Source organism: Thiosocius teredinicola, from assembly GCF_002009425.1.
Lineage (GTDB): Bacteria > Pseudomonadota > Gammaproteobacteria > Chromatiales > Chromatiaceae > Thiosocius > Thiosocius teredinicola.
The window spans coordinates 2,496,175-2,508,073 of record NZ_CP019936.1; the positions used below are offsets into that span (position 1 = coordinate 2,496,175).

Below are 11,899 nucleotides of genomic sequence, written 5' to 3' on the forward strand. Positions count from 1 at the left end.
TAGTTATGTCATCGAAGAACATTCTGGTAACCGGCGGCGCCGGCTACATCGGCAGCCACACCGTTCGCCAGTTGGGCGAAGCTGGTGAAAAGGTCATCGTACTCGACAATCTTTCGACCGGTTTCAAAGATGCCGTGACCTACGGCGAACTGGTCGAAGGCGACACCGCCGACAAGGAACTCGTATCCGCCTTGTTGCGCAAGCATGACATCGATACCGTCATCCATTTCGCCGCTCACACCATCGTGCCCGAATCGGTTGCCGACCCGCTGAAGTACTACCGCAACAACACCTGCGCTACACGCAACCTGCTTGAATGTTGCGTCGAGGCCGGCGTAAAGCATTTCGTGTTTTCATCGACCGCCGCGGTGTACGGCAATCCGGCGGATGAGAAATGCTGGGAAGACTCGCCGACCCAGCCGATCAATCCCTACGGCATGTCGAAACTGATGACCGAACACATGCTGCGCGATCTGGGTATCGCGAGCGATATGCGCTACGTCATCCTGCGTTACTTCAACGTGGCCGGTTCCGATCCGCAAGGTCGCATCGGTCAGTCGACCAAGGGCGCGACACTGTTGATCAAGGTCGCGGTCGAGCATGCCGTCGGCAAGCGCGATGCCGTCTATATCTTCGGTACCGATTACGACACACCGGACGGTACCGGCATCCGTGACTACATCCATGTCGAAGATCTGGCCGATGCTCACTTGAAAGCACTCGACTATTTGCGCGCCGGCGGTGAATCGCAGATTCTCAACTGCGGCTATGGTCACGGCTACAGCGTACGCGAGGTGCTCGACACGGTAGGACGGGTGCACGGTTCACCGCTGAATATCATCGAGCAGGAGCGACGTGCCGGTGACCCGTCGGCGTTGATTGCCGGCGCCGACAAGGTGCGCAGCGTGCTCAACTGGACGCCGCGCTACGATAACCTCGAAGAAATCGCCCGCAGCTCGCTGAACTGGGAACGCAAACTGGCTGAACGCGACCGATGAGCGACATCCAGATCCTGGTGTTGGCGATTGTCCAGGGGCTGACCGAATTCCTACCGATCTCCAGCTCCGGGCATCTGATCCTTGCGCCACATTTGTTCGGCTTCGACGACCAGGGCCTGGCGTTCGATGTCGCTGTCCATCTCGGTTCGTTGATCGCGGTCGTCGCCTATTTTCGACGCGATATCCTGCAGATAACCCTCGCCTGGTTCGCCGCCCTGCCGCCGGGCAAACAGCAGACGCCGAACAGCCGGCTCGGCTGGGCCGTGATCATCGGCACCCTGCCGGTGGTTGCCGGCGGCTTGTTGCTGAAATCGTTGGTTGAAAACGAGTTCCGCGCGCCCTGGATCATCGGTACGACGACGATCGTATTCGGTCTTGTGCTTGCCTGGGTGGACCTGCGTGCCAGACGGCAACGCGAGCTTGATAGTCTGACGCTCGGTGACGCACTGCTGATCGGTGCAAGCCAGATCCTGGCATTGGTGCCAGGCACCTCGCGATCAGGCATCACGATGACCACGGGACTGTGGCTGGGGCTTACCCGCGAGGCGGCATCACGGTTCTCGTTCCTGCTGTCGATTCCAACGATTCTCGCCTCGAGTCTGCTGGTCACCAAAGATCTGCTGGAGGCGCAGGTACCGGTCGACTGGGCCTCGCTCGGCCTCGGTGTGGTGTTATCCGGCGCAGCCGCGTTTCTCGCTATCGCGCTGTTCCTGCGTTTCATCGAACGCATCGGCATGTGGCCGTTCGTGATCTACCGCCTGCTGCTCGGCGGCATCATCTTTATTGCGATCTACTGACGATCATCGACCGACGCCTGTCAGCATCCGTCATCCTCGACCTCGACGACTTCCGGATTGCTCGGCGCCAGACGGCGAACCCGGATGAACATCATGTTCTGGATGCGTTCGAAATGCTGATCCATCGCCGCATCGACCTCGCGGGCATCCAGCGAGTCATAGATGAACACGCGCCCCGCCCGCTCTTGCTCGAGCATCCGCGGTGACGGCGTAAACAGTCGGTTGGTTTGGTAATCGTCGGACAACGCGATTTGCGTCGGGTCAGCCGCCGCACCCCACGCAGCGGCGGCGAATACGGTCAATATAGCGATCTGAAACAAGCGATCCATCTGGTAACCCTCCCTGAAAACCAGCGAATGCAGTCGTCAACAATGTCTATTCACGCGACACAGGAAAAAGAATAGTCGTTCCAGAAGTCTTCGGGCTGCCTTTACCACCGCAAAAAGTATAGGAATCGTCTTATAGGGCTTGTGCCCATAGCGCGCGGGATTTCCCTGTATCGCACCCACAAACCGGGCGCCATGGACAGGGCTACAAACCGTACGTCTTCATCAGTTGCCGCACGAAGCGCACCGGGATTGCATAGGTGATGCCGGAAGGACTGGCTATCGCCGCCTCCTTGGTCGCCTTGACCAACACGCTGTTCACCACGCCGATGACCTGGCCGGTGTTTTGGTCGTAGACCGGGCTGCCGCTATTGCCGGGATAGGCGGTCACGTCGAGTTGCAAGACATCGTAGGGATCGCGCATCGCGCGAATCATCGTCGAGGTCAACGCCTTGGATGCCATTTGCGGGGGCGCCATCGGGCTGATGGCAGAAACGATGCCGCGGTGGGTCACCGGGTACAACCCAAGGGTCATGCCGATCGGAAACCCGGTGAGCGCGATCTCTTCGCCTTCACGCGCCCGGCTGGCGTCGCCCAGTTTCACCGTCGGCAGGGTTGTACCGATCGACAACAGAGCCAGATCATGTTGCACGTCACGACCGATCAGTCGCGCCGGATGATAACGGGCCTCGCGCCCGCGACCGGAGAAGACCGCAATCGTCTCATGCTGCTCGCTATCGACCTTATCGGGAACGACGTGTGAATTGGTGACGACAAAGCGCCCATTGCCGACCACGAAGCCGGTGCCCCGAAACTGCTGCCGCGGACTGGCAGTGGGGCTGTAGGTGCCGACAGCAACCACTGCCGGCCGTATCTTGTCGATGGTATCCGGTAGATTCGCGGCTTCGACCGCGACCGCTGCCAATCCCGCCATCAGGATCGTGAACGCGATGCCCAGACGGCGACTGCGTCTTCTTGCCTTCGCGTTATAATCGCGTTTTCGAACGGATGGCAGTTGTTCCATGGCCTTTTTGCTCCATCAGCTGATCTCGGACTCCGCACAGCGTACACCCGAAGCCCCGGCATTGCTGTTCAAGCAAGAAAAGCTCAGCTACGGCGAATTGCGCGATGCGGTGGCGCAAGTGGCTTCGGGCCTGCGCACACTCGGCGTCAGTCGCAACGAGCGTGTCGCCGTGTACCTGCCCAAACAATTCGAAACTGTCACGACATTGTTCGGCACCTCGGCCGCCGGCGGTGTGTTCGTTCCGGTCAATCCGATTCTCAAGCCGGAACAGGTCGGCCACATCCTGCGCGATTGCGCCACCCGGGTGCTGGTCACCAGCGCCGACCGCGCCAGGATACTGGCAGATACGCTGGCCGAATGCCCCGACCTGACCCACTTGATCGTTGTAGGCAACGCACAAGACATCGCCGGACGCGACGGCCTGACCGTGCTCGATTGGCATCAGATGCTTGGCGATGCCACATTGCCTTCACTACAACGCATCGATGCCGACATGGCGTCGATCCTGTACACCTCGGGCAGCACCGGTCGGCCAAAAGGCGTGGTGTTGTCCCATCGCAATATGCTGGCCGGTGCCGAAAGCGTCGCGACCTACCTTGAGAATCGCGCCGACGATTGTCTGCTCGCGGTGTTACCGTTCAGTTTCGACTACGGCCTCAGCCAGATGACCACGGCATTCTCGGTCGGTGCATCGGTGGTGCTGATGGACTATCTGTTACCGCGCGATGTCATCCGTGCCGTCGCCAAGTTTGGCGTCACCGGACTGGCCGCAGTGCCGCCACTATGGAATCAATTGGCCGGGCTCGAATGGCCGGAAGAAGCGCGACAGACGCTGCGCTACATCACCAACTCAGGCGGCGCCATGCCCGTGGCCACAACCAAGGCGTTGCAGGCATCGCTGCCGAACACCCAGGTCTACCTGATGTACGGCCTGACCGAGGCGTTCCGTTCGACTTACCTGCCGCCGGACCAGGTCAACGTGCGCCCCGAATCGATGGGCAAGGCGATCCCGAACGCCGAGATCATGGTGGTGCGACCCGACGGATCCGCGTGCGATCCGGACGAACCGGGTGAACTGGTGCACCGCGGCGCGCTGGTGGCATTGGGCTATTGGGGCGATCGCGAAAAAACCGATATCCGCTTCAAACCCGCGCCCGGTCAGCCCGACGGCATTCCGAATCCGGAGATCGCGGTATGGTCCGGCGACCAGGTCAAGCGCGATGCCGATGGTTTCCTGTACTTCATCGGGCGCAACGACGAAATGATCAAAACGTCGGGCTACCGCGTGAGCCCGGGTGAGATCGAAGAGATCGTGTTTCAGATCGACGACGTCTCGCAGGCGGTCGCGTTCGGCGCACCGCATCCGCAACTCGGCAGCGGCATCGTGCTGGTCGTGCAGGCAGACGCGGAAGGCGTGACGGCCGATATCATCCTGTCGCACTGCAAGATCCACCTGCCGATGTTCATGTTGCCCGGCCACATCCATATCGCCGCCGATCTGCCGCGCAACCCCAACGGTAAGATCGATCGCAAAACCCTGTCGGTGCAGTTTGCCGACGTCTTTCGCAGCACGGATGACAACGCATGAGCGACAAACCGACACATGCCCCGCTGAACCAATTCCCGATCGTCGACGATGCCTTGGTGGTCGGCGGCATGACACTTCGCCAGCTGGCCGCGCAGGTCGGCCAGACACCGTTCTATGCCTACGATCGCGAAGCAATGTCGCGCCGCGTCAGCGAACTGCGCGAGGCGCTGCCGGAAGGTGTTTCGATTCATTACGCAATGAAGGCCAACCCGATGCCGGCCGTGGTCGATCACATGGCCGGGCTGGTCGACGGGCTGGACGTCGCTTCACTGGGCGAACTGCGGGTTGCACTCGACAGCGGCACCCCGGCTGCCGAGATCAGCTTTGCCGGTCCGGGCAAGGGCGACACCGAACTCAAAGGTGCGATCGCCGCAGGTATCACGCTGAACCTCGAATCGCCCGGCGAACTCGAACGCGCCTTGCGCATCGGCGAGACACTGGGCGTCGCACCGCGCGTGGCTGTGCGCGTCAATCCGGATTTCGAACTCAAATCGTCCGGCATGAAGATGAGCGGCGGCCCCAAGCCGTTCGGTATCGATGCCGAACAGGTGCCTGCCGTGCTCAAACGTATCGGTGAGTCGGGCGCCCATTTTCGCGGCTTCCATATCTTCAGCGGTTCGCAGAATCTGCGGCCGGAGAGCCTGATCGAGGCACAGAACGCCACGTTTGAACTCGCCTATCGCCTCGCCGACGACGCACCCGGCGCGCTGGAGATGCTGAATATCGGCGGCGGCTTCGGCATCCCCTACTTTCCCGGCGAGCAACGCCTTGATCTGGGTCCGGTCAGTGAGAACCTCGCGCCGCGACTCGATGAATGCAAGGCGCGCCTCGGCGAGACCGAGGTCGTTATCGAACTGGGGCGTTACCTGGTCGCCGAGGCCGGTGTGTACGTGTGTGAGGTGGTCGACAAGAAGGAATCGCGCGGCACGACCTACCTCGTGACCAACGGTGGGCTGCATCACCATCTGGCCGCTTCCGGCAACTTCGGTCAGATCATTCGCAAGAACTACCCGGTGGTCACCGCGCACCGCGTCAACGGTAGCCCGCGCGAAACCGTCAGCGTGATCGGCCCCCTGTGTACCCCGCTGGATATTCTGGGCGACAAGATGGAACTGGGCGCCGCCGACATGGGCGATCTGATGGTCGTGCTCCAGTCAGGTGCCTACGGCTTTACCGCGAGCCCGCATCTCTTCTTGAGCCATCCCGCACCGCTGCAGGTCTTGGTTTAGCCGTTCTTTGCTATTGGGACGTTGGTCGATGTTGCTTCTTTAGATAGCTCAGCAGATCACCGTATTTAACCCACAGCGTTTTACTGATCTCGATATCGGAAGATTGTCCCTTCCAGGTAGAGAAATGCTCAGGTACCACGACGAAGGACTGAGGAATTCGCACACCATGCATATGTGGTAACTTGATGTGGCGCCCCGTCGGCACGTCGACCCTCAGTGCGCCATAACCCGCATTTGCGACCTTGTGTTCAGCTTCTGCACACGACGAATCCGAATCTCGCTTGTCCAGGAACACGACGAATTGGTCTGCGGCTCGCAGCCCGCTCTGGTGATCGAACAGGTTGAAGAAGGTGACGCTCTCACCCACTTCGACATTCTTTATCGCTTCCACCACCGTGCCACGATACAAGACACCGCATTCGCTGGGCGGGAGCAACACTGTCGCTTGCATGATGTTGATGACGCCGATTTTGTCTGCGCGCTGCGACATAGCATCGATCGATTCGACTTTCAGATCATCCAGTTGGGATGCCCAGAGCCAGGTCGGCAACGTCAACAAGAGTACCAAAGCAAGGGGCATCCGCGGATTCACGAACATTTTCCCATTCCACTAAAACATGCGATTCACGACCCGTTAGACAACGGGCCGCACACAAAAGGTTTGATGAACTGCTCCAACCCTCTTCTTGGATCGAGCTACCCAGATGCGGTGCAGATCGTTGCCTGACGGCCTGTCACCGCAGCCTTCTTACTTACTGTTCGCTTTCAGATAGGCTAATAAATCGTCACCATCAACCCAGATTGTCTCGCTGATTTCCAGGTCCGAAGAATGACCCGGCTGTCCACGAAACCGCTCCGGCACAGCAACGAAGCTCTGCGGAATCTTGGCAACTCGTTCGGCGCCAGGGTCTATACGGTAAGGGGCTCCGACCCAGAACGCCGAGAACCCAGCGTGCGCTAGCTCCAAGTCTGCACCTCGGCAGGGCGAGCGAACATCCAGCTTGTTGAGAAATACGATGAATTGCTGCCCGATCCTCAGGCCGCTCTGGTCATCGAACCGGCTGAAAAAGGCGATCGTCTGTCCCGTTTGCAGATTCTTGACCGGATCGACGACGACGCCGCGATACAAAACACCGCAATCGTTGTCTGCCTTCGCCAACTCGCCGGCGGTAAGGGTAATCAACGCGATGCGATCGGCCTCGTTTGCCAATGCATCGATTGAGACGCGAGCAATCTTCGTCGCCAAGAGTTCGGCAGGAAACGTCAGCGCCAAAAGGATCACCAAGCGCGGCCACATCTCAATAGATCACTTTGCCGTACGTTGCCAATTCAAAAGCCGCGCCCATTTCGCGCGGCTCGATATAGCGCGGTGAGTTATTGTAGTTGCCCCAGTGGCAAAGCTCATGTAACAAGGTTGCTCCAGCCACATATACCGCACTTCCTTTCGAATTGGCATCGGTGCTCGATCCCGAAGCTGATTCAAAGTCGGCTACGACTTGCGTGTGAACCTCAAGCGATCGCGGCTGCGACGCTCGGAAACAGCCATAGGCCTTGGGCACCCCACACTGACCGCCATGCAGATCGCGAATGACGATCGTTGGCGTTGCACCCCAAACCATGGCGGCCTGGAACTCCGCCAGCGAAATGTTCCCGTACTTCTTGAGATTGGCCATGATCTTGGGAACTCTGACCAGCTTGGGAAAGTCGTGTCTGACGTAGTGCGCAAACTTAGGATATGCGCTTTGATCAGCGGAAGATAAAATCATTGTCGGATTCCTTTCTCTTGGCATGCGCTCGCTGCTGCGAATCTTGTGCAATACAGCCAATTTCCGCGAGTCGCGATTTCCTTTCAAATTGCTGGTTTTGTTGCCAGCGCAAGCTCAGAACGATAAACCAATCGATCCCTTGATTCAAACCAACGCTCATACAAGTTGCTGACTGCGGGCAATACGTGAGAATCAAGACCTCGCCCAACCGCCGCACCCTTGCTAACTTTGTCGCGCTATCCAGTCGCGCGACCAAGTCGCCACCTGATCGCGCCAACGTGCCGTGGAAAACGTATGGTCAGCTTCTTCGAGGCGCCTGACTTCGACCGCGGACGCCTTGAGCCATTGCCGCCAGGCAGTATGCTCGGCGACTCGGTTTTCGTATTCTTTTGCCGTCAGATCCTGGCCGCTGAGAATCAGCAACGTCCGTCCTTTGTAGCCCAGCTGTGCATCGCGCAAACGCTGCGGCAGCGGCCGCTTGTCGGCGCCTGCCTTGGCATCTTCACCGCCGCCAGAACGACTCTGACTTAGCTTGTTGGCGAAATCACGCATGGCACCACGTGCATTGAATTCGAAACGCAGCACCTTGCGCCAGAAGTCAGCACTCAACACGCGATTGAGATAGTAGTGCTTGATAAATGCCTGCGCCTCGCCCTCGAGTGTGCGCACCCAGGGGTTCAACGCGATCTGCCCCACGATGCGCTCATCGTTCAGCGCGTAGAACGCATTCGCCGTCGCCGCGTCGCACAGACCCCATAGGACGATCTTCTGCAAACCATCGACCTCCGATAGAAAGCAATCGATCGCCGCCGCGATGTCCTCGCCCACGGCCTCGAAATCGCGCGCCGCACCGCTGCTGTCTCCCATGCCGCGGTAGTCGAAGCGCAAGACCGGGATGCCGGCCGCCGCCAGATCACGCGCCAGCAACACGAACTGTCGGTGGCTGCCGACCCGGTACTGCGGTCCGCCGACAACCAACAACAGACCGGTATCGGCTGCCGCAGTTGCCGGATGCAGGATGCCGAGCAACCGTTCGCCTTGGCATTCGATAAAGAGGGGTTTCTCTGCCATCGCCACACCCTAGCCTGTGATGAACTCGAGAACTTTATCGACGATCCCCGGGCACTGCGCGATCTCCTGGGTGGCCCAAAACTGGTCGCATGCCACCACCGCTGCTTCGATCGCAAGGCCTTCCTCGCGCCAGGCATCGACCAGGCGCTGGCTAACCGGCATCAAAGGCCGATCTGCCTCGGGCGCCAATTCCACCCAATTGACCGTCTGTACGTTGCCGAGCGACATGTTGCCCAACGCCAGTGTTTCGAGATCGGCAGCAAGCGTCGACGAGATACCGTATCCGGCAATCTCCAGTGTCTCGCCATCGGCGAGACGCTGCTTCAGCTCGGCGGCCGTCTCTTTTTGCTCGCCACCCAGCAGACCGCCAGCAAGACGCAGGCGCAACAACTGGGTAAGCTGCTGCCGGCCATCGGCGATCGGGTGCAAGAGGTTCAATGAGCGCACGGTGTGGCGGGAGACGGCATCGGCTGCCAACAGCGCGCCCGCACGCAGGCCGATCAGATCGATGGGCACGCTGGCATTCAGCGCCTCGATCGCCTTATCGATATCGCTGCGCCAGATCGCCAGGGTCGCATCCGAGAAATCACCTTCACTGTCGCCGGTGCCGTACAGGTCCGGCAACAACACCGCGTACCCTGCATCGGCCAGGCGTCGAACCAGCGCCGCGAGCACGTGCCGCGACTTGTTCATCTCTTCGCCGAACGGGGCGACGATCAAGGCGGCGGATTGTGGCTGAGATCCGTTCGACTGAATGTCGCCGACACACAGGATCCGGCCGGCGGCACCGTCGAGGAAGAAGGCCGAACGCATGAATTTACGGCTTAGAGTTTGCTTTGAACGAACGCCGTCAGGTTGCCGAGGGTTTCGAAGGTCTCGCCGGTGATGTCGTCGTCTTCAACGATGATGCCGAGTTGATCCTCCAACGCCGTGATGACGCTGACGACGGCCATCGAATCGAACTCGGGGATATTGCCGAGCAATGCCGTGTCCGGTTCCAACGTGGCTGTGCGGTCGCCCAGCTGCAGTACATCACCGACGATTTGCCGCACTTGTTCGAATGTCGCCATCAGAAATCAGATCCCATCGTGCTTCTAAAAGAGATTGGCCGCGCAGTATAGCAAAGCAGCGGACGTATTCGCGGTTGGGGCCGAAACTCCGCTGGTGCATAATCACGGGCCGAGTTGCCTGGCTTGGATACCAGGTGCCTTGCTGGGCGGGATCATTTCGATCCGGGTTGGGTTTCCACGTTGAGGGACGTAGTTTGATCATTCCAGGTGTCGTCGGCCGGATTGCCGAATCCACACAGTCTTCGGCAGCCGACGCCGCGTCGGAAGCATTGGCCGCACTCACCGACAACGGAAAGGCCAGCACAATCTCTGCGCCGGGTATCACAACCGCCGCAGTGTCCGGCTGGACTGTGCAGGAAGACGGCATTACCTGCGCGATCGCCGGCAACCTCGACTGGCTGGACTACGCTTTCGCCGATATCCAACTCAAGCGCGGTCCCGCGCATGCACTGATGCAGGCTTACCGCAAGGCCGGTAAAGACCTGCTGAAAGCCCTGGGCGGAAGATTCGTGTTCGTTATCTGGGACAGCAACACACAGACGGCCATCGTCGCCTGTGATCGCTTCTGCCAGATGCCGTTGTACTGGGCCGAGGACGACGTCGGTGGACTGGTGTTCGGCCCCACGGCGACCGCGGTCAACCAACTGCTCGGCGCTCGCGGCTCCTTATCCGAGCAGGCGATCTTCAACTACCTGTATTTCCACATGGTGCCCGGACCACGCACGGTGTTTCAGGGTGTCAACAAACTGATGGCCGCGCATGCCTTGATCCGGCAGAACGGCGTGTGGCGTCCGATCCGTTATTGGGAGCCGGACTTTCGCGAGCGCGACGATGCCCCGATCGGCGAAGCCGCCGAAGAATTGCTCGGCTTGCTCGGCAGTGCCGTCGCCAAGCAGGCCAAAGGCGCCGATACCGGCGCTTTCCTGAGCGGCGGGCTCGACAGTTCGACCGTGTCCGGACTGCTCGCCAAACACCAGCCGAACCCCAAGACCTACTCCATTGGTTTCGATGCCGAGGGCTACGACGAGATCGCTTTCGCCAAGCTGGCCAGCGACCGCTTCGGCACCGATTTCAAAACCTACTACGTCACCCCCGCCGACGTTCTCGAGGCTTTGCCGAAGATCGCCGATGCCTACGATGAACCGTTCGGTAACTCGTCGGCTTTGCCCGCTTACTTCTGCGCCCGTTTCGCCGCCTCAGACGGTCGCGAACGCCTGCTGGCAGGCGATGGCGGCGATGAACTGTTCGCAGGCAACGAACGCTACCAGAAGCAGTCGGTCTTCGAGCGCTACGGCATCCTGCCGGGCTGGGCAAGGCGGGGTGTTCTCGAACCGCTGGTGTGCAAGGTGGCTCCCGACTCACTGCCGTTGATCGGCAAAGCCCGCAGCTATATCGAACAGGCCAATATTCCACTGCCCGATCGACTGCAGACCTACAACTTCCTGAACCGGTTGGGTGCACAGACCATCGTTCACGAGGCGTTGTGGCATTCGATCGATGGCGATACGCCACTCGAACTCGATCGCGACCTCTACGGGCACCCGCAAGGCGCAACCCGTTTGAATCGCATGTTGTATCTCGATTGGCACCACACGCTGGCCGACAACGATCTGCGCAAAGTCAACCGCATGTGCCAGCTGGCAGGTATCGATGTCGAATATCCGATGCTGAACGACCGCGTGGTGGAGTTTTCGACGCGGGTCTCTTCCTCGCGCAAGATGCGCGGCAACCGCTTGCGCGATTTCTATAAGAAAGCAGTGGCGGATTTTCTGCCGGGCGAGATTATCGACAAGCCGAAGCATGGGTTCGGCCTGCCGTTCGGTGTCTGGATGGCCGAGCACCCCGGTCTGCAGGAGCTGGCCGCGGACAACCTCGAGCGCATGAAGCGCCGACGCTATGTCAAAGCGGATTTCATCGACGAGATCATGCGCCTGCACCGCGACCAACATGCCGGTTACTACGGCGAATTCATCTGGGTGCTGATCATGCTGGAGTTGTGGTTGACCGCGCAGGGTTACGAACCCTAACCG

Annotated in this window: 14 protein-coding genes; 5 read left to right on the forward strand and 9 right to left on the reverse strand. The window is 59.9% G+C overall.

Annotated elements, in window-relative coordinates; genetic code table 11:
- Window positions 1-5 precede the first annotated feature (5 nt).
- Entirely contained in the window at window positions 6-998 is a 993-nt protein-coding gene (gene galE / locus B1781_RS11970) for a UDP-glucose 4-epimerase GalE (protein WP_078119892.1), read from the forward strand.
- Window positions 995-1,795, forward strand: a complete 801-nt coding sequence (locus tag B1781_RS11975) for an undecaprenyl-diphosphate phosphatase (protein WP_078119893.1) — start codon at window positions 995-997, stop codon at window positions 1,793-1,795. Before galE ends, B1781_RS11975 begins: the two co-directional genes overlap by 4 nt.
- Before the next feature lie 20 nt (window positions 1,796-1,815).
- Here the strand turns inward: B1781_RS11975 and B1781_RS11980 are convergent, their stop codons facing one another.
- Both B1781_RS11980 and B1781_RS11985 read right to left on the reverse strand, forming a co-directional pair.
- The gene (locus B1781_RS11980) at window positions 1,816-2,124 is read right to left on the reverse strand and encodes a hypothetical protein (RefSeq protein ID WP_078119894.1); all 309 of its coding nucleotides are present in this window, start codon (window positions 2,122-2,124) and stop codon (window positions 1,816-1,818) included.
- Window positions 2,125-2,326: 202 nt separating this feature from the next.
- On the reverse strand, window positions 2,327-3,145 hold the full coding sequence (locus tag B1781_RS11985) for a S1C family serine protease (RefSeq protein ID WP_078119895.1): 819 nt from the start codon (window positions 3,143-3,145) through the stop codon (window positions 2,327-2,329).
- On the opposite strand from B1781_RS11985, the gene B1781_RS11990 reads away from it, so the two are divergent.
- Window positions 3,144-4,733 carry an acyl-CoA ligase (AMP-forming), exosortase A system-associated gene (locus tag B1781_RS11990; protein ID WP_078119896.1) on the forward strand — a complete coding sequence of 530 codons (1,590 nt, stop codon included), beginning with the start codon at window positions 3,144-3,146 and terminating at the stop codon, window positions 4,731-4,733. The genes B1781_RS11985 and B1781_RS11990 overlap by 2 nt on opposite strands.
- The gene (locus B1781_RS11995; RefSeq protein ID WP_078119897.1) at window positions 4,730-5,962 is read left to right on the forward strand and encodes a pyridoxal-dependent decarboxylase, exosortase A system-associated; all 1,233 of its coding nucleotides are present in this window, start codon (window positions 4,730-4,732) and stop codon (window positions 5,960-5,962) included. Before B1781_RS11990 ends, B1781_RS11995 begins: the two co-directional genes overlap by 4 nt.
- 10 nt (window positions 5,963-5,972) lie before the next feature.
- Here B1781_RS11995 and B1781_RS12000 read toward each other — a convergent pair whose 3' ends face one another.
- The 7 genes from B1781_RS12000 to B1781_RS12025 form a co-directional block, all read right to left on the reverse strand.
- A complete protein-coding gene (locus B1781_RS12000; RefSeq protein WP_078119898.1) occupies window positions 5,973-6,560 on the reverse strand; it encodes a hypothetical protein in 588 nt (195 codons plus the stop codon).
- Window positions 6,561-6,710: 150 nt separating this feature from the next.
- Window positions 6,711-7,235, reverse strand: coding sequence for a hypothetical protein (locus B1781_RS12005; RefSeq protein WP_125932051.1), 525 nt, complete (start codon window positions 7,233-7,235; stop codon window positions 6,711-6,713).
- A 25-nt stretch (window positions 7,236-7,260) separates the two neighbouring features.
- Window positions 7,261-7,728 carry a hypothetical protein gene (locus B1781_RS12010; protein ID WP_164513363.1) on the reverse strand — a complete coding sequence of 156 codons (468 nt, stop codon included), beginning with the start codon at window positions 7,726-7,728 and terminating at the stop codon, window positions 7,261-7,263.
- Window positions 7,709-7,888: a hypothetical protein gene (locus B1781_RS23180; protein WP_164513364.1), complete on the reverse strand. Its 180-nt coding sequence runs from the start codon at window positions 7,886-7,888 to the stop codon at window positions 7,709-7,711. The genes B1781_RS12010 and B1781_RS23180 overlap by 20 nt, the downstream gene beginning before the upstream one ends.
- 62 nt (window positions 7,889-7,950) lie before the next feature.
- The gene (locus tag B1781_RS12015) at window positions 7,951-8,799 is read right to left on the reverse strand and encodes a hydrolase 1, exosortase A system-associated (RefSeq protein WP_078119901.1); all 849 of its coding nucleotides are present in this window, start codon (window positions 8,797-8,799) and stop codon (window positions 7,951-7,953) included.
- A 9-nt stretch (window positions 8,800-8,808) separates the two neighbouring features.
- Window positions 8,809-9,612: a hydrolase 2, exosortase A system-associated gene (locus B1781_RS12020; protein ID WP_078119902.1), complete on the reverse strand. Its 804-nt coding sequence runs from the start codon at window positions 9,610-9,612 to the stop codon at window positions 8,809-8,811.
- 11 nt (window positions 9,613-9,623) lie between these two features.
- Window positions 9,624-9,869, reverse strand: a complete 246-nt coding sequence (locus B1781_RS12025; RefSeq protein WP_078122029.1) for an acyl carrier protein — start codon at window positions 9,867-9,869, stop codon at window positions 9,624-9,626.
- 200 nt (window positions 9,870-10,069) lie between these two features.
- Between B1781_RS12025 and B1781_RS12030 the strand changes: the two genes are divergently transcribed.
- Window positions 10,070-11,896, forward strand: coding sequence for an asparagine synthetase B family protein (locus B1781_RS12030; protein ID WP_408646374.1), 1,827 nt, complete (start codon window positions 10,070-10,072; stop codon window positions 11,894-11,896).
- Window positions 11,897-11,899: the final 3 nt, after the last annotated feature.

Coding starts and splice junctions, on each gene's coding strand:
- galE (WP_078119892.1), top strand. CDS start 6: ATGTCATCGAAGAACATTCTGGTAACCGGCGGCGCCGGCTACATCGGC.
- B1781_RS11975 (WP_078119893.1), top strand. CDS start 995: ATGAGCGACATCCAGATCCTGGTGTTGGCGATTGTCCAGGGGCTGACC.
- B1781_RS11980 (WP_078119894.1), bottom strand. CDS start 2,124: ATGGATCGCTTGTTTCAGATCGCTATATTGACCGTATTCGCCGCCGCT.
- B1781_RS11990 (WP_078119896.1), top strand. CDS start 3,144: ATGGCCTTTTTGCTCCATCAGCTGATCTCGGACTCCGCACAGCGTACA.
- B1781_RS11985 (WP_078119895.1), bottom strand. CDS start 3,145: ATGGAACAACTGCCATCCGTTCGAAAACGCGATTATAACGCGAAGGCA.
- B1781_RS11995 (WP_078119897.1), top strand. CDS start 4,730: ATGAGCGACAAACCGACACATGCCCCGCTGAACCAATTCCCGATCGTC.
- B1781_RS12000 (WP_078119898.1), bottom strand. CDS start 6,560: ATGTTCGTGAATCCGCGGATGCCCCTTGCTTTGGTACTCTTGTTGACG.
- B1781_RS12010 (WP_164513363.1), bottom strand. CDS start 7,728: ATGATTTTATCTTCCGCTGATCAAAGCGCATATCCTAAGTTTGCGCAC.
- B1781_RS23180 (WP_164513364.1), bottom strand. CDS start 7,888: ATGAGCGTTGGTTTGAATCAAGGGATCGATTGGTTTATCGTTCTGAGC.
- B1781_RS12015 (WP_078119901.1), bottom strand. CDS start 8,799: ATGGCAGAGAAACCCCTCTTTATCGAATGCCAAGGCGAACGGTTGCTC.
- B1781_RS12020 (WP_078119902.1), bottom strand. CDS start 9,612: ATGCGTTCGGCCTTCTTCCTCGACGGTGCCGCCGGCCGGATCCTGTGT.
- B1781_RS12025 (WP_078122029.1), bottom strand. CDS start 9,869: ATGGCGACATTCGAACAAGTGCGGCAAATCGTCGGTGATGTACTGCAG.